Source organism: Bradyrhizobium sp. 521_C7_N1_3 (genome assembly GCF_052075975.1).
Taxonomy (GTDB): domain Bacteria; phylum Pseudomonadota; class Alphaproteobacteria; order Rhizobiales; family Xanthobacteraceae; genus Bradyrhizobium; species Bradyrhizobium japonicum.
In genome coordinates this window covers 9,343,542-9,368,654 of sequence record NZ_CP197232.1, presented here as the reverse complement: position 1 = coordinate 9,368,654, position 25,113 = coordinate 9,343,542, and the positions used below count along the sequence as shown (strand labels likewise).

Genomic DNA, 25,113 nt, shown 5'->3' with positions numbered 1-25,113 from the left:
TTCGGTAAAATTTTGCGGAAGACGGCAAAATTCGGTAGGAGTTACCGAATCGGGGGGCTCAATGATTGAAGAGCAGGACGCGCGGATTCTCGCCCATCTCCAGACGGACGGCCGCGCCACCAATCAGCAGCTCGCCGACGAGGTCGGCATGTCCACCTCGGCGTGCTGGCGGCGGGTGCGTGCGCTGGAGGAGGCCGGCGTCATCCAGGGCTATGCGGCGCTGATCGCGCGCGAGCAGGCGGGCTTTGCGATGTCGGCCATCCTGCATGTCTCGCTGGAGCGGCACGATGCCAAATTCGTCGACGAGTTCGTCGCGCGGGTGACCACGCGGCGCGAAGTGCTGGAGTGTTTCGCGACCACGGGCGACGCCGACTATCATTTGCGCGTCGTCGTGCAGGACATGGTGGCCTACAACCGCTTCCTCGACGAATTCATGTTCCGCATTCCCGGCATTCGTTACGTCCGCAGCAACGTGGTGCTGAAGGAGATCAAGACGAGTGTGGCGCTGCCGTTTTGAGACGCGGGAAGTGCCGTGGTGCCGTAGGGTGGGCAAAGGCGCGCTTGCGCCGTGCCCACCATCTCGCCCCCATTACGAATGCCGTGGGCACGCTTCGCTTTGCCCACCCTACGGCACCTCTACTACCGCTGTTCCCGCACAAACCTGTTCCGCAACGTCCCCACGCCGGTGATGTCGATCTCCACCACGTCGCCGTGCCCGATGTCGGGCGAGGCGCCGTCCGTGCCCATCCAGATCACGTCGCCAGGCCACAGCGTGAAGTACTTCGTCAGCTCGACCAGGAACGGCACCACGCCGAAGATCATGTCGTTGGTGTAGAAGCGGTTGGTCTCCTTGCCATTGACCCGGACGACGGTTTCCATTTTCGCCAGATTGGCCTCAGTTTCGATCCACGGGCCCATCGGCTTGAACGTGTCCGCGTTCTTCGAGCGCCACAGGCTGCGGTCGGCCTTCTGCCAGCTACGTTCGCTGACGTCGTTGCCGATGGTGTAGCCGAACACGCAATCCATCGCATTTTGTTTGGTGAGGTGCTTCACCTTCTTGCCGATCACGACGACGAGCTCGCCTTCATAGTGGATCTTGTCCGTCGCAAAGGACGGGATCACGACGTCCTCGTCATGCGCGATCAGCGCGTTCTGGGCGCGGTAGCCGATCTCGGGTCTATCAGGGACGGCCGGCACCTCGCCGCGCTTGTCGGCGGCTTCCTTCAGGTGCTTCAGATAGTTCAAGCCGACGCAATAGAACGTGCGCGGAATCAGCGGCAGCTCGATCCGAACCTGCGCCAGCGGATGCGTGCGCGAGGTGCGCTGCCATTCGCCAAAGGGATCGCCGTCGACCGCGATCACCTGGTCGCCCTCGACGAGCCCCCAGGAGGTCTTGTCGGAGGCAGTGAATTTCAGCCAGCGCATGTCGGGTCCTCCGATTATTCCGCGGCATCGCGCGGCCGTACCTTCCAGGCACCGGCAGCGGGCCGCTTCAGCCCGAGATTTTCGCGGAGTGTCTTGCCCCGATACTCCTTCTGGAACAGGCCGCGTCGCTGCAATTCCGGTACGATATGTTGCACGAAATCGGCATAGGAGCCGGGCACATAGGTCGCGGCGATGACAAAGCCGTCGCAACCACGCTCGACGAACATCTCTTCCAGCCTGTCCGCGATCTCCTTGGGACCGCCGACCATGGCGTCGTGGACCTGGCCGCGGCCGGAGAAGGTGACGAAGTCGCGCGCGCTCGGATTGCTCTTGCCGGAATTCTTCAGCACGCCGTCGCGGAGGCCCAGAATGCCCTGCATGCTCTTCAGATCGTCCGTCGTCAACGGCTCGTCGAGGTCCTTGGAGGCGAAGTCGTAGTTGAGCGCTTCGGCCAGCAGCGACAGCGCGTCGATCTCGAGCGGCAGCTTGTTGATCAGCGCCATCTTGTCCTCGGCCTCGGCCCTGGTCGCGGCACAGACCGGCGTCGTCAAATTGCAAAGGCGCATCTGATCGGGATCGCGGCCAGCCTTGGCTGCCTCGTTTCGAACGGCGGCGTAACCTTCCTTGGCTCCGGCGAGATTGCGCGCGGCCGTGAAGATCACCTCGCCCCAATGGCCGGCAAAGCGCTGGCCGCGGCCGGATGCGCCGGCCTGGATGATGACGGGATGGCCCTGGTCCGAGCGCGGTACGGTGAAGGGTCCGCGGGACTTGAAGGCCGCCCCCTTGTGATCGAGCCGCTTCACCTTGGCCGGATCGGCAAAGCGGCCGCTTGTCTTGTCCATGATGAGCGCGCCATCTTCCCAGGTGTCCCAATGCCCGAGCACGACCTCCATGAATTCGTCGGCGCGGTCGTAGCGCGAATCATGTTCGGGATGGGAATCGCGGCCCATGTTGAGCGCCTCGCCGTCATTGAGCGAGGTGACGACGTTCCAGCCCGCGCGCCCGCCGGACATCAAATCGAGGGTTGCGAAACGGCGCGCGACGTCGAACGGCTCGTAATACGTGGTCGAGCAAGTGGCGCCGAGGCCGAGCTTGTCGGTGACCATGCCCATAGTGGTCAGCACGATCAGCGGATCCATCTTCACGCAGCGGATGCCGTATTCGACGGTGTGGGCATGATCGTTGCCGTAGCGGTCCGGCATCGCCAGCCGATCGTCGAAGAACGCCATGTGGAACTTGCCGGCTTCGAGGATCCTGGCGATCTCCTGATAATAGTCCGCCGACATCGAATCGTCGCGCGAGTCCGGATGCCGCCACGAGCTCGGCAAATTCGTGCAGTTCTGCGCCTGGAGGAAGCCGACCAGTACCATCTGCCGCGTCATGCTGTTCTCCTAAATTCCGTCAGGCCAGATCGAGGACCGTATCGAGCCGGTACTCGCCCGCTAGCGCGCGCAGCTTTTCCCAGGTTGCATCCTCGATCTCGATGCCGTCGCGCAGGCGTTGCTGCTCGCGCAACCCCTCGATTTCGCCGGGATAGTACACGCCCTTGCTGCCTTCGGAGGGCGGCGTCGATTTCAGATAGTGCGCGAATTCGGCGACCTCGCGCTTGAAATCCTTCAGCGGGCGGAACGCTGCGACGTTGAACACCGCCATGAAGCAGCCGTCATTGTGACGGCCGGTCGGTTCGACGCCGAAGCCGAGACCGGTGAGCAGGCCGCACAGCACCTCGACCATCGCGGCGAGGCCGCTGCCCTTGTAACCCTCGGTGCCGCCGAGCGGCAGCAGCGCGCCGCCTTTGCGATATTGCGTGGGGTCGGTGGTGTGCCGTCCCTCGGCATCGATGATCCACCCCGTCGGAATCTCCTCGCCGCGGGCGACCGCGAGCTGGATCTTGCCGGCCGCCACCGCCGAGGTCGCCATGTCCAGATAGAACGGCGCATCGAGATCGGACGGCACCGCGATCGAGATCGGGTTGGTGCCGAGCCTAGCCTCCTTGCCCCCGAACGGCGCTACATGCTTCGGCGAGCGGCCGGAATCCGCCGTCGCAATCCCGATCATGCCTTCGCGCATCGCCATCAGAGGATAGGCGGCGAGGCGGCCGACATGGCTTTGCCGGAACACAGTGCAGGCGGCGACATTCGCCGTCTTCGCCTTCTCGATCGTCAGCGCCATCGCCTTGGCGTTGACGTGGAAACCGAACCCCCACTGGCCGTCGATCACGGTCGTGGTCGGCGATTCCTGGACGATGGTCCATTTGGCGCCGGGCACGATGTGGCCGGCCTTGATGCGGTCGATGTAGGTCGGAACCGCGATCACGCCGTGGGAGTCGTGACCGGCGAGGTTGGCGTTGACGCAGCCTGTGGCCACCGCATCAGCCTCGTCGTCGGAAGCTCCGGCGGCCCGCAGCAGTGCGGCGCTGATGAGCGTGAGTCGGTCGGCCTTGACGATGGGCATGGTGTTCCCTCGGCATTGTGCCCTTAGCGGGCTGCTTGTTGGAAGCTATCGTCTCAAAGCGTGGGAGCGATATCAATCTCCCGTAAACCAATACAGGGCTGCAAATTCGCAAAGAGAGCGCGCCTTTGGCCGAAGAATCCTCCCGTGCGGCGGCATTCCCGACAGTTTGGCGCCGGCCGTTCGCAGCTCGTTCACTTTGATCGCGGGTTTGCAGCGCGCAATAACGACCACTTAGGCCGTCGCCGTTCATAAAGTACTCGGGAGAATTAGGCAGAAATGCCCGGGAGCTGAGACCGTGCAGACGACCCTCGCGCGCACCTTTGCAGCGTTGAGTGCCATCAACGAAGCGATCCTCTACGCGAAATCGCCGGACGAGCTGTACCAGAAGGTCTGCGACGCCGGGTTTTCGAGCGGAGACTTTCTGGCCGTTGCCGTGTTTCTGGTGGAGCCGGATGGCCGCCGGCTGCGCTTTGCGGCCGGCTGTGGCGATGACGTTGCGCGGCTGCGCTCCATCGTGATTACGACGGAAGCCGGCACACCCGAAGGGTCGGGCGTCGGCGGCGAAGCCTTTCGCGATCAGAAGCTGAGCATCAGCAACGATTACCTGAATGATCCTCGCTCGCTGGCGTGGCGCGAGGGCGCGGCCAAGGCCCACATCAGCGCGGCCGCGGCGCTGCCGCTGCTCTGCAACGGCAAGAGCGTCGGCGTGCTGTTTGTGACCCGCAGGGAAGCCGGCTCGCTGAACGAGCAGATGGTGTCGCTGTTCGAGCGTATGTCGGCCAACATCTCCTATGCGCTGGACAATTTCGCGCGCGAGACCGCGCGGCAGACCAGCGAGCGGGCGACGCGACGGCTCAATCGCATGTTTGGCGCGCTCAGCGCGACCAACGAAGCGATCCTGCGCGCGAAGACCGAGCATGAATTGTATCAGCTCGTGTGCGACGCTTCCGTACACGGCGGCAAGTCGCTGGCGACATTCGTTCTGCTGAAAGAGCAGGACTCGCATTGGCTGAAGCCGGTCGCCGGCACCGGTGAGAATCTGGAGATCGTGGCCCGGACCTGCTACTCCGTCGATCCCGAGAATCCTTACGGTCGCGGCATCTCCGGCGAGGTGTTTCGCACCCAGAAGCCGTTTGTCGAACGCGATCTCTCGCGTCGCACCAAGGGGACGCCGTGGGAGCAGGCTAATGTCAATACGGGCGTTGCCGCCTGTATCGCGGCTCCCCTGATCCAGCATGGCCAAAGCATCGGCGTCATCCTGTCCTTCCTCAGCCAGTCCTGGGCGAAGGACGAGGAAGTTGTCGCGCTGATGCTGCGCATCGCCGAGAACGTCTGCTTCGCGATCGACAATTTCGACCGTGAGGCCGAGAAGGCACGGATCGCCGAGGAGGAGGACCGCCTGGCGCGCATGTACGCGGCGCTGAGCGCGACCAACGAGGCGATCCTGCGCGCACGCTCGCGGGCCGAGCTCTTCGACCTCGTTTGCGAAGCGACGGCGAAGGGCGCCAAGTTCACCTCGGCCAACATCGCGCTCGTCGATCACGATACCGAGCTGCTTCGCGTCGTTGCTTGCTACGGGCCGAACGCCGATATGGTCCGAAATTTCAAATTCTCCACGTCCGACCAGGTACCTGAAGGCCGAGGGCTGACGGGAACAGCTTTCCGCACGCGCCAGCCTTGCATCAGCAATGATGTGCTGTCCGACGACCGGATCAAGCCCTGGCAGGTCAACGCGCGCCGCAACGGGATCGGATCCTCCGCGGCGCTGCCGCTGTTCAATGGCGACAGGGTCGAAGGCGTCTTCCTCTTCAACTCGCCGGAACGCGGCACGTTCACGCCCGAATTCGTCGAGCTGCTGCAGCGGCTCCAGGCCAATGTCGCCTTCGCGCTCGAGAACTTCGACCGCGCCGACGAGAAGGCGAAGGCCGAGATGCAGCGCAACCGTCTTCGGGGCATGTTGGAAGCGCTGAGCGCGACCAACGAAGCGATCATGCGCGTGAAATCCCGCGCCGAGTTGTTCGAAGCCGTGTGCGAGGCCGCCGTGCTCGGCGGCACGTTCACGTCTGCCACCATCGCCTTGGTCGATCCGACGGGGCGTTATCTCGACATCGCCGTCACCAAGGGCGAGTGCCGTAGTCACGTCGAGAGCTGGCGTTTCGCGACGTCAGCCGATGAACCCGAGGGACGGGGGCTCGCCGGCACCGCATTTCGCACCAGGGCGCCTTGCGTCGCGAACGAGCTCCTCACGGATGTTCGTGCGACGCACTGGCGTCGAATCGCGCGGGATCACGGGACGAAATCCGGCGGCTGCTTCCCGCTGCTGAAGAACGGAACGGATGCCGCCGGCATCCTTCTGTTCCTTTCGCCGGACGAAGGCACCTTCACGCCTGACCTCATCCAGTTGCTGGGGCGCCTCGCGGAGAACGTCTCCTTTGCGCTCGACAATTTCGCCCGGGCCGAGGAGCGGTCACGGGCCGAGGCGCAGAAGGAGCGCCTGACGCGCATGTTCGCCGCGCTGAGCGCCACCAATGAAGCGATCGTGCGGGCCAAGTCGCGCGCCGAGCTGTTCGAGCTGGTGTGTCAGGCCGCGTCCACCGGCGGCAAGTTCACCTCGACGACCATTGCGCTCGCCAAGGCCGACAGCGACCAGCTCGCGATCGTCGCGGCCGCCGGGCCGTCCGCCGAGACCACGAGGAACGTTCGTCTCTCCATCGACGCCGACCGGCCCGAGGGGCGCGGCATGAGCGGCACCGCGTTCCGCACCCGGCAGCCCTGTGTCAGCAACGACTATGTCAACGATAGCCGCGTGAGCGCCTTCCATGCCGTCCTGCAGGGCGACGGCGCGCGCTCGGGTGCGGCGTTCCCGCTGATCACGCACGGCCAGCCCGTCGGCGTCATGATCTACATGTCGACCGAGCAGGAGACCTTCACGGCCGAATTCGTCGAGCTGTTGCAGCGCCTCGCCGACAACGTCTCCTTCGCGATGGAGAATTTCGATCGCGCCGACGAGAAGAACGAGGCCGACGAGCGGATCGAATACCTCGCCTCGCATGACAGCCTGACCGACTTGCCCAACCGCGAGACCTTCAACGGGCTGTTGCGGGAGGCGATCGACCAAGCTCAGCGCCACGATCACCGTTTCGCGGTGTTGTTCATCGATCTCGACCGCTTCAAGGTCATCAACGATTCGCTCGGCCATGAGGCCGGCGACCTGCTCTTGCTCGAGGTGGGGAACCGGCTGCGCGGTGCGCTGCGGGAAACCGACGTGGTCGCACGCCTCGGCGGCGACGAGTTCGTGGTGATCCTCGACCAGTGCGGTGAGATCGACGACGTCCAGCGCATCGCGACCGGGCTGCTCGTGGCGCTCGCCGAGCCCATGGAGCTGGCCGGCCACGAATGCCACACCACGGCCTCGATCGGCATCGCGATGTATCCGGCCAACGGCTCCGACGTTCAGACGCTGACCAAGAACGCCGACATGGCGATGTATCTCGCCAAGGAAGACGGCAAGAACGGCTATCGCTTCTTCTCCAAGGAGGTGAAGACGCAGTCGATCGAGCGGCTGTCGCTCGAGAGCGCGCTGCGCCGCGCGCTGGAGCGCGAGCAGTTCTCGCTGAACTACCAGCCCAAGGTCGACATGGAGACCGGCCAGATCACCGGCGTGGAAGCGCTGCTGCGCTGGACGCACCCGGAGCTCGGCAGCATCTCGCCGGCGCAGTTCATCCCGCTTGCGGAAGAGACCGGGTTGATCGTGCCGATCGGCCGCTGGGTGGTGAAAGAGGCCTGCGCGCAGGCCATGGCCTGGCAGCGCCGCGGCCTGTTGCCGGTGTCGATGGCGGTCAACCTGTCGCCGCGGCAGTTTGTCGACGAACATCTGCTGCAGGACGTCGACGAGGCGCTGGCGGCCTCCGGCATGTCGCCGGTGCTGCTCCAGCTCGAGGTCACCGAGAGCATGATGATGCGCAATGTCGGGCGCGCGCTGAAGGTGCTCGACGCCATCCAGAGCCGCGGCATCCGCCTCGCCATCGATGATTTCGGCACCGGCTATTCGTCGATGTCGCTGATGAAGCATTTCCCGATCGATACCATCAAGATCGACCGCTCCTTCGTGCGCGACCTGCCGCAGGATTCGGAGGATCAGGCGATCGCGCAGGCGATCATCAGCATGGGCAAGGCGCTCGGCATGACCGTGGTCGCCGAAGGCGTCGAGAACGCCGAGCAGGAGGCGTTCCTGCGCGCCCATGGCTGCGACGAGATGCAGGGCTTCCTCATTTCCAAGCCGCTGCCGGCGCGGCAGATGGCCGATCTGTTGCGGCCGATGGAGCTGCCCGTCGCACCGCCGCTCCAGCCGGAGCAGGACCTCGCTGCGACCGAGGCCGCGGCGTTACGGCTGAAACGCGCTGTCATCTGACGGTTGCGGGTGCAGCTCGCGGACGTTGTCTTGCTTGACGTCCGCTTTGCGCGGAAAGTCATCCGGCCAGGGCTGCGAGGTTTGCTCGGCGAACAGCTCGAGGAGGGCATGCGCGCCTTCGGCAAAGCTTGAGCCGTCGCCGAGGCCCAGCTCGCAACACCACACCTGTCGCATCGGCTCGTGCGCGTCGACCACCGCCATCGCGGGTCCCCACCACCAGGCCGGTGCCGGCGAGCGCTCGTCCTCCGGCACGGCGTGCCATAGGACGAGCTCGTCCATCACGCGCTCGAATTGCAGGCTTGCGGCCTGGTGCATTCGCTCCGTGCTCCCTGGGCCGCGCCTGAAAGCAGGCCGATGCCCGGACTCGATCGTGGCCTTCGCTGTGAAGAACAGGCTCGCGCTATCGGCGGAGCCTCACATGCCGCTTCCATTGGCGGTCATAAGAGCAACATGCGGCGGTCGGGACATGCGCCGCCGCCGGCTGTGATCATCTCTTTAGCCGCTCAGGGGCCCGACCGGCAAGTCGCAATACGGGCCCGTCTAGCGCGTCCTGAGCGGATGCGCCGTCTGGTGCCAGGCCCAGGCAGTCCGGATCACCGTCTTTAGATCGGAATGGCGCGGCACGAAGTTCAGCACGTTTCGCGCGGCGGAGGCATCGGCGACCAGATAGGTGGGATCGCCGGCGCGACGCGGCTTCATGGTGTGCGGGACCTCGCGCCCGGTCTCCTGCCTGATGGCGTTCAGGATCTCGCGGACCGAAAAGCCGGAGCCGGTGCCCAGATTGAAGCTGCCGCCGGCGTGTCCGGTTTCCAGGAGCTTCAGTGCTGCGACATGCGCCGCCGCGAGGTCGGTGACGTGGATGTAGTCGCGGATCGCGGTGCCGTCGGGCGTGTCGTAATCGTCGCCGAACACGGCGAAGTCGACATGGCCCTGGAGCGCCATCATGGCGCGCGGAATGAGATGCGTTTCGTTGTCACGCAACTCGCCGATGCCGCCGGCCGGGTCGGCGCCGCTGGCGTTGAAATAGCGCAGGCAGAACGCGCCGAAGCCATAGGCTGCGCGATAATCGGCGAGCATGCGCTCGATCATCCATTTCGACGCGCCGTAGGGATTGATCGGTGCGCAGGGGAAGTCCTCCGGCAGCTCCTTGGAATCGGCGTTGCCGTAGACGGCGCCGGTCGAGGAGAACACGATGCGCTGGCAGCCCGCGTTGCGCATCGCCTGCAGCAGCGACAGCGTGCCCTGGACGTTGTTGATGTAGTATTTCTGCGGGTCGGTCATGGACTCGCCGACCAGGCTTGCCGCTGCGAAATGCATCACCGCCGTGACCTTGTGGTCGGCGAAGGCGCGCGCCAGCGCGGCGCCGTCGAGCAGGTCGCCCGTCACCAGCGGACCGGCGACGAAGCTGCGATGGCCTGTCGAGAGATTGTCATAAACGACGGGCTGATAGCCGGCGGCAGACAGTGCGCGGCAGGCATGCGAGCCAATATAGCCCGCGCCCCCTGTGACGAGGACGGTCGGTCGGTCGGTCATATCGTCTTCTACTCTTCTCTCAGCGATTGGAAGGCCGTTTGCGGCTGAAGAGAAGATAGAGCGCGCGAGGGTTGGTGGTCAAATAGCGCCAGAGCAGGCGACGCGGCTCGAGCCATGTGCGCCAGGCCCATTCGAGTCCGATCTTCTGCATCCATTGCGGCGCGCGGGACCGGCTGCCCGATAAAAAGTTGAACAAGCCGCCGGATGTCTTGATAACGCCAACATTGGTCAGCAGCGGCGTGTATTCCTCGACGAATGCCTGCTCATTGGGCACGCCGAGCGCGACCCAGAGATAATCCGGGGCGAGCGCGTTGATCTCCTCGACTTTCGCGCGCAGGTCCTCGCCGCGCAGATAGCCGTGGCTGTATCCGACGATCTTGAGCTGCGGATAGAGCTTGCGGACGTTCTCGACCGCCGCGGTGTTCTCGGCCTCGCTGGCGCCGAACATGTAGAAGGTACGGCCGAGCGCTTCGGCCTTGCGTGCAACGACGTGGAACAGGTCCGTCGTCGCGACGCGCTCGGGCAGTGGAAACCAATGTTGTAGCCGCGAGGCCGCGACTAGCGGCTGGCCATCGGCATTGATGAGGTCGGCGCCGCGGAACAGGCGCTCGGTCTCTGCCTCGGTCGAGCAGCGCGCCAGCACCTCGCCATTGGCCGAGGTCAGATGCAGCGGACGGCCGATGCGTTTGCCGGGATCTGTGGCCGCGATCATGAAATCGGCGGTTGCTTCCATGTCGAGCGCGGCCATGCGAAGGCCGCCGACGGTGATCCGCGGCACGTCGGCGGTTGCGGCCCTGCCGTCCAGATTGACGCGGCGCTCAAGCATATTGTCTGCCTCGCTGGCGCGCCTGGGTTGCGGGGGTGAGCTCGTCGAGCACGACGCCGACGAGCTTGCGCTCGGCGCGACCGAGCGTGTTCAGGATTTCTTCCAGGCCGTCGTTGATGTCGAGGCTGGTCGGCAGCACCGCCACCAGCGCGTCGGCGTCGTCGAGCAGCTTGCGGCTGGCCGCACCAAGCGGTGTCACGGGGCCATCGAGGATCACGAGATCGTAGCCGCCGGCGGCGCGCGCCTGCTCGATGGCCTTGCGCATGGCCTCAGTCGCCTTGCCGGCATCGCCGTCGGCGGCCGGCAGCACCGAGATGCCGTTGACTGTCTTGATCTCGCGCGCGGCCTTGCTGCCGATCGAGAGCCAGCCGAGCCGGCTGGGCTCGCTCTTGCCGGGGCGGCTCACCTTGTTCGAGAGCGAGTGTGCCTGATGGTCGGCATCGATCATCAGCACGCGGGCGCCGTCGCGCGCGGCTGCGAGCGCGAAATTCAGCGCGGTCACGCTGCGCCCGGTGGTCTCGCCCGCGCCGACGAGCGCGATGACCGGCATGGCCTTGCCGCCGGCACGCCGGGCCACGGCAGTGCGCATGTCGCGCCAGGCGTTGAGCAGCGTCGTCAGCGGAAAGCCAGGGCGCAGCGTCGGCCAGCCCAGCCGGGTCAGATCGACGCCGCCGCCGGTGGCGAGGATGGCGCCGAGCGTGTGAATGACGTCGGCCTCCTGGAGGCGCGCGATCAGCGGCTTTCCGATCAGCGTATTTTCGTCCATCTCCGGCTGCAGCGATGGCGCGGCCAGCTCCGGTAGAGATTGCGCAACCTCCGGAGCTCGCGGAGCCGGTTGCGGCTGGGCTATCTCCGGTGTCCGCGAAACCTCCGGTGCTCGCGGAGCCCGCGGTGCCGGCGTGCGCTCACGACGGGCCGGTGTGGGCGCTGCCGGCGCGGTCGCACCGGCGGACAGCAGCTCGGCCGCGACGAACCAGCTTGCGGCAGCGAGCGCGCCGAAGATGAAGCCGATCATGGCGAACATGCTCATCGCCGGCGGGAACGAGCGCCGCTGCGGCACGGTGGCTTCGCCGATGACGCGGGCCGCCGAGGTGTTCAGGGTCTCCTGCTCCTCGGTCTCGCGCGAGCGCTTGAGGAAGGACTGATAGACGTCGCGGCTGGCATCGGCCTCGCGTTCGAGCTCGCGCAGGCGCACGGCGGCCTGGCTGAGCTGGACGCTCTGCCGCTTCTGCGCTTCCAGCGCCCGGTTGAGCGAGGCTTCAAAGTCGCGGGCGCGCGTCAGATCGTTCTTGGCCGACTGCGCGAAGCGATCGATCTCTTCGTTGATGGTGCGCTTGAGATCCTCGACCTGCTTCTCGGTCTGGCGCAGCGCCGGATGCCGCGGGCCGAGCTCGCCGGCCTGCTCCGCATATTTCTTGCGGGCGTCGGCATATTGGGCGCGCAGGTTCGCGATGGTCGGCGATTGCAGCGCTTCCGAATTCGCGCCGGCATCGGCAGCGGTGCGCCGGCTCGCCTCGATCTGGTCGAGCCGCGCCTGTGCGTCCATCGTCGCCGCGCGGGCCGCGGAAAGCCGCTGGTTGCTGGCAGAGAGCTGCTGGTCGCTGATCAGCGCGTCCTGGGTGCCGACGAAATTGTTCTGGGCCTTGTAGGTGGCGAGCGCGGTCTCGGCGCTGCGCAGCCGCTCGCGCAGCTCCTTGAGGCGGCCGGAGAGATCGTTGGTGGCGCGTCGCGCGGCCGACGCCTGCGAGTTGCGGGATTCGGCGAGGTAGGCGCTGGTCAGCGTGTTGGCGAGCATCGCCGCCTTCGCCGGATCGGTCGACCAGACCTCGATGTCGACGATGAAGCTCTTCTCGGTCTTGCGGACCGTGATGTGCCTGTTCAGCGCATCGAGCGCCGCGAGCTGCACTTCCTTCGTCTCCGCGGCGGAGGGCGCGCGGGGCTGAAGGCCGATCAGGCCGAGCAGCGACGACATCAGGCTCCTGGCGTCACCGCCGCCGCCGAATTCGGGATCCTTGTCCAGATTGGCCTGCTGGATCACCTGGAGCAGCACGCTGTTCGAGGTAATCAGGCGTGCCTGACTCTCCACCACCATGGCCATGCCGGAGACGTCCTGGGCACGCGGCGTGAGCTCGCGATCGACGAGCTGAAGCTCGCGGGGGTCGACGTAGAGCTGGGCGGTGGCGGTGTAACGGGGCGTCACGCTCTTGCCCACGGTGACGGCAAGCGTCGCACCGAGGAGCGCGGCAGCGGCAATCGCGATCTTCCGCCGCCAGAGCAGATTGACGAGCTCCAGCACGTTGAAGCCGGCTTGAGACTTCTGCTGCGGGGCCTCCGGTCCGGCCCGATCTATCGGCTGGTTGTAGTCAAGCATAGTCCCCAGCTTTCATTCCAACGACCGCGGGCTGAGGGGTTACTCTTCGCTTTACGCCACGCACCCGGGATATAGGTGCCCAATCAACGCAACAGGGAAAATTAACCATACTCATTGAGGGACTATTCACCGAAATGGCAAACAAAGCGTTTAAGCGCACGCCACTCTTCGACGCGTCGCGGTGACGCTGAGGTCCCCCAGGGATTAACGGTTCGTTACCGCGCGCAGCGAGGCCGCCAGGCTTCGCTCGTCCTGCGATGGACCGCGTGCGTGCCATGATTGTCAGCGCTTGCGCAGAATGACGTGGTAATCACCGCGGCGGACGTCGATCCCGCCCGGCAGCACGGCGTTCATCACGGCAGCGGCGGCATCGACCAGAGCGGCGAACAGCGGCTTGCGCCGGCGCATCTCGGGATAGCGCGGACTCTCGACCTCGCGGCGGTAGATCATCTCGAGGCCGTTGGCCGCGGCGAATGCTTCGAGCCGCGGCAGCGTCACCAGCGGATGGAAGAAGGTCGGGAACGGCGGCTCTCCGGGCAGGCCGGCATCCTTGATGCCGCGGATATTCCGGTAGAACCAGACATGAAACCAGTGCGGCGAGTATTTGGTGACGACGCCCGATAGCGAGCGCGGATTGGGTGCGCCGATCAGGATCATTCCGCCGCGCTTGAGCGCGTCGCGGAAATTCAGCAACGCGGCATCGACATGGGGCAGATGCTCGATCACGTTGTAGCAGATCACCAGATCGAAGGTTTCGCGTCCAAAGCTGTAAGTCTGCACGTCGCCGAGGATCGCCTCGTCCGCGTAAGTGTTGTTGCGGACCTGGTCTTCGTCGATGTCGACGACGGTGACCTTGCTGCGGTCGAGCAGCTCCGGTGGCAGAACACTGCACGAGCCGCCGCCGGCCTCGTAGGTCGCGAGCTGGCCCTGCGGCAGCTCGCGGCGCAGCACGTCGTGGACGGCGAGCAGGCTGTCGCGGGCTTCGCCGGGGACCAGATCGTGCAGCGCCTGGGTGCGTGCACTGGCCGCCGGGACTTGGATCGCCGTGGCTGTCGCGAAATCGATCGAGGCTGGCTTGTTCATTTTTTCTGACCGCGCTTGTTCGACTCAAATTTACAGGAAAAATCTCGCATGCCCGAAGAGCAAATCCGGTGCCGCGCCGCTTCACCGGTCGCGGTGCTTACGGTCGGGTTAATGCGGGCAGGCGTTAACTACGGCATTGTCCATGTTGCGCTGGTGTGCGCGCGATGGACTGCGAATTGCACTATCACGTATGCAGAAACTTGCAGGAGAAACGCGCAAAAGCGGTTAAGCGTATGGAGGGCGGGAGATCGGCGGCGTTGCGCCGTCGCGAGCCTCGGGCCAGCCGTTCATTTTGGGACTGATCTGCCCGCGGCGATGTGCCGTCGCAGGACAGCGCCGATGCCTGCGCGATCGACGCAGGGCTTTTTCAATACATATCGGACATCTAGGATGCCATGACGCTGATCCCGACAGACCTTTCCGCCAGCCGGATCTCGGATGCCGTGCGCGATCCCAACCGGGAGATCGCGGCGAGCTCGCGCGTCATCGACCTGTCGGTCGGCATCGTCGTCTGCGTTCCCTGCTTCCGTCGCCCGCACCATCTGCGGCTGACGCTGGACTCGCTCGCGAGCCAGCGCACTCCGCGCTCTTTCGCGGTGGTCATGGTCGAGAACGACGCGGTGGGGCGCGAAAGCACGCCGGTTGCCGCAGAGTATCTGGCCGATGGCCGGCTCCAGGGCGTTTGCCTGGTCGAGAAGCGGCAGGGCAATTGCCAGGCGATCAACGCCGCCTTCGAGACGGCGCAGGCGCTGTTTCCCGCCGCGACCCGCTTTCTGATGATCGACGACGACGAGATCGCCTCGCCCGACTGGCTCGAGCTGATGGTTCGCACCGCGGAGGCGACCGGCGCCGACGTGGTCGGCGGGCCGGTGCTGCCGGTCTTCGACGATGACAGCAAGCCGTGGCTGGCACGTCATCCCGCCTTCTGCCCCGCCTATGATTACAGCGGCGCGGTGCCGCTGATCTATGGCTGTGGCAACTGCCTGATCACGCGCGCGGCGTTCGAGCGGTTCGATCGTCCCGCCTTCGACCTGCGCTTCAATTTCCTCGGCGGCGGCGACTGCGATTTCTTCGTGCGGTGCCGCGATGCCGGCATGATCTTCCACTGGACGGCAGAGGCGGTCATCACCGAGACCGTACCGCAAAGCCGCACCAGCCTCGGCTGGATCGCCAAGCGCGGCCTGCGTATTGGCGCTATCAATTATCGCGTGCAGTACAAGGCCGCACCAAGCGCGGGCGCGCGGGCGCGGGTGTTCGCGCAGATGCTCGGACGGCTGCCGCTGTCGCTGGTGCGTTCCGCCCGTCTTCTCGCGACATCGAAGGCCGTCGTCGCCATGCATCCCGCGCTGGTCGCGCTTGGCTCCATGCTCGCGGCGTTCGGCTTCGCACCGAAGCCTTATGAAGCGTCGAAAATCGTATCTTGACGCGGGTCAGATGCCCAAACGGGCGAGGGCGACCCTGACCGCGGCGCGCGGCAGCGCTTTGAGCGAGCGTCGGCCGACCATCCCGAGATAAGCCAAGGCGTCGCGATATCGGCCGAAGCGGACGGCCTGCATCGCCGAATAGGTGACGAGATGGACCTCGGCGGCCTGGCGCAGCCCGGCCGCCGTGCCCTCGGGCAGTCTCGCCAGGATCAGCCCATCGTCGAACACCCGCGCGATCGCGGGGAAGAAGTCCTTCGGCGTCCGCACGGCCGCATTCATGGTGTTGGCGGTGTGCAGGCGATAGTCGAGCAGGAGCTTTGGTGCGAACTCGAACTCGCCGATAGCGGCGAGGCGGCACCAGCAATGCCAGTCCTCGCAATATCTGAGGGACGTGTCGAAGCCGCCGATGGCGCGGAAGGCCTCCGCACGTGCGAGCGCGATGCCGCCATTGACGATGAAGTTGCCGCTGGCGAGCCGCGCCAGCACGTCGCCGGACGGCTTGCGGCGTCCTTTCAGCAGGCCACGCCGGCCGATCTGCCGTCCCTCGCTGTCGATCGTGTTGTAGTCGCCGTAGACGAGAACCGCGCGTGGAGCGGCGCGGGCCGCCGCCAGCAGTGCCGCCACCGCGCCAGGGCGCAGGCGGTCGTCGGCATCGAGGAAGAGCAGCCATTCGCCGCTCGCATATCGTGCGCCGAGATTGCGCGCGGCGGATACGCCGGCGGAGCCGTTGGTCATCAGGCGCAGCCGCGGATCACGAATGGCGCGGACGATGGCCGTGGTGGTGTCGCTCGAGCCGTCGTCGACGACGATCACTTCACTGATCTCGCCTTGCGCCAGTGCGCTGGCGAGGGTTTCGCCGATATAGGCTGCAACGTTCTTGGCGGGAATGACGACGGACACCGACGTGGTCGAGCCGGCCGGCAGCGGGAGACGCGGCGCCGGAACGACGCGCGAGGTAGCCGGCAAATCGAGAACATCTTCGGCGGTGATCAGAGCCACGGCTCGCCTTTAAGGATTTGTTAACCAGGGCGCATCTGCCGACTGGCATTGCGATCAATCGCAACATTGGCCCGCCGCGAATGATACTCGCATTACGACCAAATCGTTGTCGCGAAGGTCTGCACGCCGCTGGTTTCGTCAATTAGCGTTAAGCCGCGGGCATTAAGCCTGTCGCAAATTTGGAAGAGTGCGACAGCCGGTCCCATGCGAGAATGCGGACCTGTTTGCCGCGGATGGATCTAGTGCCCGCAAAGACGTTCGAACAAGACCCCGATGCCATCGTCCTCAACCTCTTCTACGAGGACAAGGACGATCGCTGGTTTCCCGGCGACCGGCATCTGCGGCGCATGGCGCGCCGGATGCTGCTCGGCGAGCCGCGCATGAGCGGGCAGCTTCGCGTGTTCCTCAATCTCTGCGCAGGGCTCGACCGGCTCGGCATCCGCTACCGCGTCAACGATTACGGCTACATCGCGCAGCATCCCGACGAGCTTGCGTGCATCATCGGCCGCACTTTCCTGCTCGACAAGTTCGCGTGGAAGAATCCGATCCTGCTCGGCGTCGCCGCCCACAATCATCCGCTGGACGATCCTGATCTGTTCAAGCGGCTGCCGGTGAAGAAGGTCGTGGTGCCAGGCCCTTGGTATGTCGACATGTACCGGCCGTATTGGCCCGACACCGAGGCGTGGCCGATCGGCATCGACACGGATCTCTGGGCACCGTCGGCGCCGTCGCAAAAGACCGTCGACGTCCTGATCTACGACAAGGTCCATTGGGACCGCGAGCGTTATGCGCCGGAGTTGATCGAGCCGGTCCGCGCCCGCCTTCTCAAGGAAGGACGCTCGTTCACGGAATTGCGCTACGGCAGCTACAAGGAAGAAGACTATCAGGCCGCGCTGGCGCGCTCGCGCGCGATGATCTTCCTGTGCCAGAACGAGAGCCAGGGCATCGCCTATCAGCAGGCTCTGTCCTGCGGCGTGCCGGTGTTCGCCTGGGATCCCGGCGGCCCGTGGCGCGACCCGGATTATTATCCGCACCGCGTCCAGTTCGCGCCGGTGTCGTCGGTGCCGTATTGGGACGACCGCTGCGGTGCCAAGTTCATCGACACCGCAGGGTTCGAGGCGGGCTGGGACAGTTTCTGGGCCGGGTGCACGGCTGATGCGTTCGATCCGCGCGGCTTCGTGCTCGACAATCTCACGCTGGAGCAGCGCGCGCTGCAATATTACGAGATCGCGCACAGCATCGTGCGCCCGCAGGCGGCAACGCAGGCCTCGGGCCTATTGGTTGACGGATGCTTAACAAGGATGGGCTAGACCCAAAGCTTCCCCGGCTTCACCACCTGCCTTGAGCCATGGAACGAAGCATGGATCGCAGCGCCGCTGACATGACCGACGTCGAGACCCGAACGCTGGGCCACATGCTGCACGATGGGCTCGCGGGGCTGAATGCCGCGCAGGCGGCGCGCTGCCTCGTCGCGGTCGCGGCGCTGCTGCTGGTGCTCGTCACGCTCGATCCGTTTCCTGACCTTCGCAACGAGGACGTGACCACTGTCGTCGGCGGGCGCATGGCGCTCACCTATATCTCCTGGGGTCTGCTGGCTGCGGTCGCGATGTTGTTCGTCGCCGCCACCGATGCACCCGCGCTGAAGAGCCTGGTGACGCCGCTGCATCTTTGCCTCGTCGGCTGGCTGTTGATCAACATCGTCTTCTCCGAGAGCCGCGGCGTTTCGATCCAGCGCTTCGTGCTGGCGGTCAGCGTGACGTCGCTCGCCATGCTGTTGCCATTGCTGCCGCCGACGCAGCGGACGTTCAACCTGTGCCTTGGCGGCGCCGCGCTCGTGCTGCTGGTGCTGTGCTATCTCGGCGTCTTCCTCGCGCCGCAATATTCGATGCACACCGCGCTCGACCTCACCGAGCCGCAGCTTGCCGGCGACTGGCGCGGCAGCTTCGGCCACAAGAACATCGCTTCGCCCGTGATGACCATCCTGGTCTATGTCGGAATTTACCTGTCCGCCGTCGGCTCGTTCGTGATGGGACCGGCGATCGCGGCGCTGGCCGGCATCTTCCTGATCTTCACCGGCGGAAAGACATCGACGGTGCTGTGCCTTGCGATCTACGCGCTCGCCTCGCTGGTCTATGTCACGCCAGGCCTGTGGCTGAAGCGGGTCATCTGCTTCGTGCCGTTGATCGTGATGAACCTGCTGACGGTCGGCAGCGTCCTGAACCCGGCGCTCGGGGCGCTGACGCGGCTGCTTCCCCTCGATCCCACCTTCACCGGCCGGTCCGCCATCTGGGAGTTCGCGCTCGCGGCTGTCGCCGAGAAGCCGATCATCGGTCACGGCTATGCGGCGTTCTGGGACGACGTGACCGCGCGGCAGACCGCTCAGGGATCGGAATGGGCGACGTCCGCCGCGCATAGCCACAACAGTTATCTCGACCTCGCGATCACCATCGGCCTGCCGGGGCTGCTGCTCGTGATCCTCGTCTTCGTGCTCGCCCCCCTCGGGAATTTCCAGTCGGCCCAGGCTCACAGCCGTAGCCGCGCGCTGGCAAAACTGTTCCTCACCGTGTGGCTGTTCGGCTTGTATTACGGGGCCACCGAGACCTTCCTGCTCGAACGGCAGAACCCGATCTGGTTCATGTTCGCGCTTGCAGTGGCTGGCCTGCATTTCCTTGCCAGGTTCCAATGCGTCGAACAGACGGAACCGGAGCGCTGACAGCTTGTCGCAGCCGGAGCGATAGTGATGTTGGCTTAACGATAAGCCGCTACGTCACTTGTGGTCTGCGACAAACATAATCTATCTGGAAACATTCAGTAATCGCATGTCCCGCGGATGACGTTTCTCAGCGTCGAGCAATCAGATGGTCTTGTGTCCAGCACGTCGGGAATCGCTGTCGATTTCGTGCGTGACTGGCGGCAGGCCGCATCGCGCCTGAGCGCGGGGCATCGCACCGCGTTCCAGCACGGTTACTGGCTCGGCGCATGGTACGAGGCGTTCCACGACTCTGCACCGCTGATCGCGTTGATCTCCGATGCCGCGACCGGCAAGGACATCGCGGTGGTGCCGATGATCAGCCACATCAGGCGCGGCATCCGCATCGTCGAATTCGCCGACCTCGGCGTCTCCGACAACAACGCGCCGATCCTGGCGCTCGATGCCGCATTGGACACGGCGGCGACGGATGCGATCGGCAGGGCACTGGTCGACGCGGTGCGCGCCTTGCCCGACCGCTTCGATCTGCTGCGGCTGAAGAAGATGCCGGCCCATGTCGGCGGCAAGCCGAACCCGCTGGTGTCGCTTGGACGGATCGGATCCTGCTCGCTCAACGGCAATCTCGTGCTGACGGGCGACGACTATGAGGCCTATCGGGCCTCGATCAAGCGCATGCAGATGCCGCGCTGCTGGCGGGTCTTCAGCCGTCATGCCGGCGCGCGGTTCGAGATCGCCACGGATGTCGCGCGTGCGCGCGAGCTGCTGGACGTGATGGATGTCCAGCAGCAGGCCCGCATGCGAAAGCTCGGCTCGCGCTTCGTCCTCAACGACGACGCTCATGCCCGATTCTATCGCGAGGTCGCCCGCCAGGGTATCGCGGAGGGCTATGCCGTCATCTCGGCGCTGGTCTGCGACGAGGCCGTCGTCGCGACCACGTTCGGCGTCAGGTCTGGTGCGAACTATTTCCTTCTGCGCATCAGCCACGCCGGCGAGTCATGGTCGAGCTGCTCGCCGGGGCTGCTCGTCACCGAGCGTACCATGGCGGAGCTGCATGCAGAGGGCGTCCGCCGTTTCGATCTCAGCATCGGCAACCAGGACTACAAGCGCCGCTTCGGCGCCGAGAAGGTCGCATTGACCGACGTCAGCATCGCGCTGTCCTGGCGCGGCGCTCCCTATGCATGGCGCGACCATGCCGCGCAGAACCTGCGTCGCTATCCCAGGCTCGCCGCCGTCGCCAGCCGGGCGATACGCAAGATGCGGTGACGGAGGCCGTCCGTACCTGCGTCATCGCACTGACACAAACGCGCGACGGCGCTGTGCTTCCGGTTCTCGCGGACGTTGTGCTATCGTCGCCTTCACTTTTCGGAGGCGACATGGAAGATCGTTCGGCAAAATATCGCGCATTCTATGCGCAGTTGATCTGCGCTGCGGCCAAGACGACGGATCCCCGTATCGAGCGGGCCTTTCGCACGGTCAGGCGCGAACCCTTCGCCGGACCCGGACCGTGGTCGATCTCCGTCGGTGGCCATCCCTATGTCGTGACGCCCGACGATGATCCCGCCTTCCTCTATCAGAACACGCTTCTGGCGCTGGAGCCGGCGCGCGGCCTCAATATCGGGATGCCCGGCGCGCACGCCTATTGGCTCAGCGGCTGCGGCGTGCGGGAAGGCGAGACGGTGATCCAGATCGGTGCCGGCAGCGGCTACTACACGGCCATTCTCGCCGAGCTCACGGGACCTTCGGGCCGTGTCCATGCCTATGAGATCGACGAACGCCTGGCGGCACTCGCGCGCGAAAATCTGAAGGACATCCCGCATGTCGAGCTGGAAGATCGCTCGGGCATCGCGTCCGATTTACCGGCCGCGGATGTGATCTATGTCTGTGCGGGCGCGGCACAGCCGGCCACGCAATGGCTCGATGCGCTACGGCCCGGCGGCCGGCTGGTGTTCCCGTTGGCGCCGGAGGGCATGCTCGGTGGCATGTTGATGATCACGCGCCCGGAGGAGGGCGCGGTCTGGCCGGCGAAATTCCTGAGTCGGGCCCAATTCATCGGCTGCGCGGGACTGCAGGACGCGGATGCCGGTCGGCGATTGTCCGAGGCCTTCGCCAAAGGATGGGAGAGCGTGCAGTCGCTGCGCAGAGGCGGCGCTGCGGACGAGACGTGCTGGTTTGCTGGTGAGGGCTGGTGGCTTTCGACCGGTGCGGCACCCGTTCCGACGGTTCCAATCAAGCCCCACGCCGACCTCACGCAGGCGTGACGGATCGCTCACGCCTTACGATTTCGTGCACCCGGCGCATTGCAGCCGGCCGCGTGAGGCGCGGAACAGGCTGCGGCAATACCATCGCCGCGCCAATGCCTGCGCAGGCCTGCGGATCATCTGCGCGATCAACAAGAGTTCGAAAGCCATTCGTATCGCTTTTGGTCAAATATCCTGACCACGTAGATGGGGCGGCATTCCCGAATGAGAACGCCGCCCCCGTCGCATCAGCCATGCAGTCGTTCGTACGCAAAGCCTAACTGCGCTCAGCCGTGAAGTTTAGCCATGAAGTTTCTTGGCGGTCTCCGCGATCTGGCGGCCCTGGTAGCGCGCGCCGGCGAGCTCGTTGGCGCTGGGCTGGCGGCTGCCGTCGCCGCCGGTAATCGTGGTGGCGCCGTAGGGGGCGCCGCCGGTGACTTCGTCGAGCTTCATCTGGCCGGCGAAGCCGTAATTCATGCCGACCACGACCATGCCGAAATGCAGCAAATTGGTGATGATCGAGAACAGCGTCGTCTCCTGGCCGCCATGCTGGGTCGCGCTCGCGGTGAAGGCGCCACCGACCTTGCCGTGCAGCGCGCCCTTGGCCCAGAGCCCGCCGGCCTGGTCCAAAAAGTTTGCCATCTGCGAGGCCATGCGGCCGAAGCGAGTGCCGGTGCCGACGATGATCGCGTCGTAATTGGCGAGGTCCTCGATCTTGGCGACGGCGGCTGCCTGATCGACCTTGTAATAGGACGCTTTGGCGACTTCGGCCGGCACCAGCTCGGGCACGCGCTTGATGTCGACGGTGGCGCCGGCCTCGCGCGCGCCTTCGGCGACGGCGTTGGCCATCGCTTCGATGTGGCCATAGGCGGAATAATAGAGGACGAGAACTTTGGTCATGGTGGTCTCCGTAGGGATATCGTGATGGGGTGAGTCGTCTGGTTCGCTGTCGTTGCGAATGAGATGGGAGCCCGGCCTGAGGCCGGGCATCACGAGTCGGTGTGGGCGCGTCGCTTACGCGGCGTCGACGAGCACGAGCTCGGTGTCTTCGAGTGCCGTGATCTTCAGCCTGGCCTCGTCGCGGATCGCGGCGCCGTCGCGGGCATTGACGCGCACGCCGTTGATCTCGAGGGAACCTGCCGCGGGCACGAGGTACAGATGCCGCGACTTCTGCGGTTCGTATTCCGCGCTCTCACCGGCCTTCAGCGTGGTGGCCAGCACCCGTGCATCGGCGCGGATCGGCAGCGCGTCGGTGTCACCCTCGATGCCGCTCGCAATCGTCACGAGCTTGCCGGAGCGGTCCGCCTTCGGGAACGGCTTCGAGCCCCAGGTCGGTTGTCCGCCGCGCGCCGTCGGCTCGATCCAGATCTGGAAGATGCGCGTTTGCGTCGGCTCCAGATTGTATTCAGAGTGGCGGATGCCGCTGCCGGCGCTCATCACCTGAACGTCGCCCGCTTCGGTGCGGCCCTCGTTGCCGAGGCTGTCCTGATGGGTGATCGCGCCCTCGCGCACATAGGTGATGATTTCCATGTTGGCGTGAGGATGGGCGGGAAAGCCGGTGTTCGGCGCGATCTCGTCGTCGTTCCACACCCGCAAGGCGCCGTGACCCATGTTGTTTGGATCGTAGTGACTCGCGAAGGAGAAATGGTGCTTGGCCTTGAGCCAGCCGTGATCGGCGCCGCCGAGCTTTGCGAAAGGTCTGAGTTCGATCATCTGCGTAATTCCTTTGTGTGATCCCTTGGGCTGAACGGCTGGCGCCTGGATCAGGCGCCGAACCCGCCGTCGACGTTGAGCACCGTGCCAGTGACGAAGGAGGCTTCCGGGCTTGCGAGGAACACGACGCCGGCGGCGACTTCCTCGGGGCGGCCGAAGCGCTGCAGCGCGTGCTGCTTGCGCTGCGTCTCGGCGAACTCGCCGCCATCCTTCGGGTTCATGTCGGTGTCGATCGAGCCGGGCTGCACCACGTTCACGGTGATGCCGCGCGGGCCGAGGTCGCGTGCCGCGCCCTTGGTGTAGCCGACGACGGCCGCCTTGGTGGCGACGTAGTCGGCAAGCCCCGGGAACGAGGCGCGGTCGGCGAGCATGGAGCCGACGGTGACGATGCGGCCGCCTTCGCCCATCAATTGCGAAGCAGCGCGGATCGCCGCGATCACGCCGTGCACGTTGATGGAATCCTGCCGCTCGAGTGCGGCCGTGTCAGCCTTCGCATCGTCGATCGCGCCGCCGGCGGCAACGCCGGCATTGTTGACGAGGATGTCGAGATGGCCGAATTCCCTGGCGACGTCGTTGACGAGCTGTGTCACGTCCTTGGCCGAGGCCTGGTCGGCCTTGAAAGCGCGGGCCTTGACGCCGCGGGCCTTCAGTTCGGTGACGACCGCTTCGGCCTTTTCGGGCGAGGCGACGTAGCTGATGGCGACATCCGCGCCTTCATCGGCGAGAGCGCGAGCCGAGGCCGCGCCGATGCCGCGCGAGCCGCCGGTGACGAGGGCAACCTTGCCTGAGAGCTTCTTGGTCATTGGATTTCTCCATTCCTGAATGTCTGATGACCCTTGGATAAACCTCCGCCTGTGGTATAGAAATAGAAACTGTCGAAACACATTGTTTCCTAAAATACCCCGATTGGACCGGCGCACATGGCAAAACTCCCCGATTTCGAGGCGCTCGCGATTTTCGCAAAAGTCGTGGAGTTACGGTCGTTTGCGGGGGCCGCGAGCGAGCTCGCGATGTCCAAGGCAACGGTGTCGAAGGCGGTCACGCGGCTGGAGGAACGGCTTGGTGCCCGGCTGTTCAACCGCACCTCGCGGCGGCTGGCGCTGACCGACGCCGGGCACAAGCTCGCCGAACGCGCCACGCGCCTGCTCGTCGACGGCGAGGCGGCCGAGAACGAGGCGCTGGCGCAATCGGTGGCGCCGCGCGGCCTGGTCCGGCTCGCCGTGCCCATGACGTTCGGGATCAAGGCGGTGGCGCCGCTGCTGCCGGAGTTCTTCGAAACCTATCCGGAGGTCTCGGTCGATCTGCATCTGAGCGATGCGACCATCGATCTGATCGGCGAGGGTTTTGACATGGCGGTGCGGATCGCGCGGCTGCCGGACTCTTCGCTGATCGCCCGGCGGCTCTTCACCATGCCGCGCTTCACCGTGGCCGCGCCGTCCTACCTCAAGAAACATGGCCGGCCGACGCATCCGATGCATCTCGCCGAACACAAATGCTTCAGTTACGCCTATCTCTCCACGCCCAATGTCTGGAACTACACCAATTCGGCAGGCGAGCAGGCCAGCGTCCGTCCGGGCGGACAGCTTCGCGTCAACAACGGTGAAGCGGTGATGCCGGCGCTGATCGCCGGTCTCGGCATCGCCGAGCTGCCCGAGTTCATCGTCGGCGAGGCGATTTCGTCCGGCGAGGTCGAGGTGATCCTGAAAGACTGGAAGCAGGCCGAAGGCGCCGTCCATCTGGTGACGCCACCCGGCGGCCCGCGCCCCGCGCGCGTCGAGGCGCTCGGCGATTTTCTCGCAGCGAAGCTGCCGGGCACGTGCAAGCGGCGGCCGAAGAAGGGCGGGAAGACGTTATAGCTATCGTTCGTGGGCACGGCGCTTCGCGCCTTGTCCCACCCTACAAGATCTCGCTAGTCTATCGTCCGCGC

20 protein-coding genes are annotated in these 25,113 nt (G+C 65.3%); 8 read left to right on the top strand and 12 right to left on the bottom strand.

Annotation, left to right across the window (positions count from 1 at the left end; genetic code table 11):
• The first annotated feature begins 61 nt into the window (after positions 1-61).
• Complete coding sequence (locus tag AB7008_RS44455; protein WP_247315615.1) at positions 62-517, top strand: Lrp/AsnC family transcriptional regulator; 456 nt, start codon at positions 62-64, stop codon at positions 515-517.
• A 122-nt stretch (positions 518-639) separates the two neighbouring features.
• Here the strand turns inward: AB7008_RS44455 and AB7008_RS44450 are convergent, their stop codons facing one another.
• From AB7008_RS44450 to AB7008_RS44440, 3 genes are read right to left on the bottom strand one after another with little or no spacing between them, the layout of a single operon-like run.
• A complete protein-coding gene (locus tag AB7008_RS44450) occupies positions 640-1,425 on the bottom strand; it encodes a fumarylacetoacetate hydrolase family protein (RefSeq protein ID WP_041954108.1) in 786 nt (261 codons plus the stop codon).
• 14 nt (positions 1,426-1,439) lie between these two features.
• The gene (locus tag AB7008_RS44445) at positions 1,440-2,807 is read right to left on the bottom strand and encodes an LLM class flavin-dependent oxidoreductase (RefSeq protein WP_441260917.1); all 1,368 of its coding nucleotides are present in this window, start codon (positions 2,805-2,807) and stop codon (positions 1,440-1,442) included.
• 19 nt (positions 2,808-2,826) lie between these two features.
• Positions 2,827-3,879: an Ldh family oxidoreductase gene (locus AB7008_RS44440; RefSeq protein WP_304491619.1), complete on the bottom strand. Its 1,053-nt coding sequence runs from the start codon at positions 3,877-3,879 to the stop codon at positions 2,827-2,829.
• Positions 3,880-4,174: 295 nt separating this feature from the next.
• Between AB7008_RS44440 and AB7008_RS44435 the strand changes: the two genes are divergently transcribed.
• The gene (locus AB7008_RS44435) at positions 4,175-8,290 is read left to right on the top strand and encodes a bifunctional diguanylate cyclase/phosphodiesterase (RefSeq protein WP_304491618.1); all 4,116 of its coding nucleotides are present in this window, start codon (positions 4,175-4,177) and stop codon (positions 8,288-8,290) included.
• Here AB7008_RS44435 and AB7008_RS44430 read toward each other — a convergent pair.
• The 5 genes from AB7008_RS44430 to AB7008_RS44410 form a co-directional block, all read right to left on the bottom strand.
• Positions 8,264-8,605, bottom strand: a complete 342-nt coding sequence (locus AB7008_RS44430) for a hypothetical protein (protein WP_247315607.1) — start codon at positions 8,603-8,605, stop codon at positions 8,264-8,266. The two genes, AB7008_RS44435 and AB7008_RS44430, sit on opposite strands and share 27 nt — an antisense overlap.
• A gap of 225 nt (positions 8,606-8,830) precedes the next feature.
• Positions 8,831-9,823 (bottom strand): UDP-glucose 4-epimerase GalE, encoded by a 993-nt coding sequence (gene galE, locus AB7008_RS44425; protein ID WP_071909477.1) that lies wholly within the window; start codon positions 9,821-9,823, stop codon positions 8,831-8,833.
• Between the two features lie 19 nt (positions 9,824-9,842).
• Entirely contained in the window at positions 9,843-10,649 is an 807-nt protein-coding gene (locus AB7008_RS44420; RefSeq protein WP_304491617.1) for a WecB/TagA/CpsF family glycosyltransferase, read from the bottom strand.
• Entirely contained in the window at positions 10,642-13,020 is a 2,379-nt protein-coding gene (locus AB7008_RS44415) for an exopolysaccharide transport family protein (protein WP_304491616.1), read from the bottom strand. Before AB7008_RS44415 ends, AB7008_RS44420 begins: the two co-directional genes overlap by 8 nt.
• A gap of 282 nt (positions 13,021-13,302) precedes the next feature.
• The gene (locus AB7008_RS44410; RefSeq protein WP_304491615.1) at positions 13,303-14,103 is read right to left on the bottom strand and encodes a class I SAM-dependent methyltransferase; all 801 of its coding nucleotides are present in this window, start codon (positions 14,101-14,103) and stop codon (positions 13,303-13,305) included.
• A gap of 395 nt (positions 14,104-14,498) precedes the next feature.
• Between AB7008_RS44410 and AB7008_RS44405 the strand changes: the two genes are divergently transcribed.
• Positions 14,499-15,527: a glycosyltransferase family 2 protein gene (locus AB7008_RS44405; protein ID WP_304491614.1), complete on the top strand. Its 1,029-nt coding sequence runs from the start codon at positions 14,499-14,501 to the stop codon at positions 15,525-15,527.
• 6 nt (positions 15,528-15,533) lie between these two features.
• On the opposite strand, the gene AB7008_RS44400 is transcribed toward AB7008_RS44405, so the two are convergent.
• Positions 15,534-16,520 carry a glycosyltransferase gene (locus AB7008_RS44400; protein WP_441261286.1) on the bottom strand — a complete coding sequence of 329 codons (987 nt, stop codon included), beginning with the start codon at positions 16,518-16,520 and terminating at the stop codon, positions 15,534-15,536.
• A gap of 248 nt (positions 16,521-16,768) precedes the next feature.
• On the opposite strand from AB7008_RS44400, the gene AB7008_RS44395 reads away from it, so the two are divergent.
• The 4 genes from AB7008_RS44395 to AB7008_RS44380 all read left to right on the top strand — a co-directional run bounded on the left by AB7008_RS44395 (position 16,769) and on the right by AB7008_RS44380 (position 21,494).
• Positions 16,769-17,836, top strand: a complete 1,068-nt coding sequence (locus tag AB7008_RS44395) for a glycosyltransferase (protein WP_304491613.1) — start codon at positions 16,769-16,771, stop codon at positions 17,834-17,836.
• Positions 17,837-17,886: 50 nt separating this feature from the next.
• Positions 17,887-19,239, top strand: coding sequence for an O-antigen ligase family protein (locus AB7008_RS44390; protein ID WP_304491612.1), 1,353 nt, complete (start codon positions 17,887-17,889; stop codon positions 19,237-19,239).
• A 117-nt stretch (positions 19,240-19,356) separates the two neighbouring features.
• On the top strand, positions 19,357-20,499 hold the full coding sequence (locus tag AB7008_RS44385) for a GNAT family N-acetyltransferase (RefSeq protein WP_304491611.1): 1,143 nt from the start codon (positions 19,357-19,359) through the stop codon (positions 20,497-20,499).
• Between the two features lie 110 nt (positions 20,500-20,609).
• Positions 20,610-21,494, top strand: coding sequence for a protein-L-isoaspartate O-methyltransferase family protein (locus AB7008_RS44380; protein ID WP_441260916.1), 885 nt, complete (start codon positions 20,610-20,612; stop codon positions 21,492-21,494).
• Positions 21,495-21,773: 279 nt separating this feature from the next.
• Here AB7008_RS44380 and wrbA read toward each other — a convergent pair whose 3' ends face one another.
• From wrbA to AB7008_RS44365, 3 genes are all read right to left on the bottom strand, one after another.
• Positions 21,774-22,373 carry an NAD(P)H:quinone oxidoreductase gene (wrbA, locus tag AB7008_RS44375; protein ID WP_441260915.1) on the bottom strand — a complete coding sequence of 200 codons (600 nt, stop codon included), beginning with the start codon at positions 22,371-22,373 and terminating at the stop codon, positions 21,774-21,776.
• A 114-nt stretch (positions 22,374-22,487) separates the two neighbouring features.
• Positions 22,488-23,186 carry a pirin family protein gene (locus AB7008_RS44370; protein WP_441260914.1) on the bottom strand — a complete coding sequence of 233 codons (699 nt, stop codon included), beginning with the start codon at positions 23,184-23,186 and terminating at the stop codon, positions 22,488-22,490.
• Positions 23,187-23,236: 50 nt separating this feature from the next.
• A complete protein-coding gene (locus AB7008_RS44365) occupies positions 23,237-23,989 on the bottom strand; it encodes an SDR family NAD(P)-dependent oxidoreductase (protein ID WP_028147961.1) in 753 nt (250 codons plus the stop codon).
• 117 nt (positions 23,990-24,106) lie between these two features.
• Between AB7008_RS44365 and AB7008_RS44360 the strand changes: the two genes are divergently transcribed.
• Complete coding sequence (locus AB7008_RS44360) at positions 24,107-25,042, top strand: LysR family transcriptional regulator (protein ID WP_041954098.1); 936 nt, start codon at positions 24,107-24,109, stop codon at positions 25,040-25,042.
• The last annotated feature ends 71 nt before the right edge of the window (positions 25,043-25,113 follow it).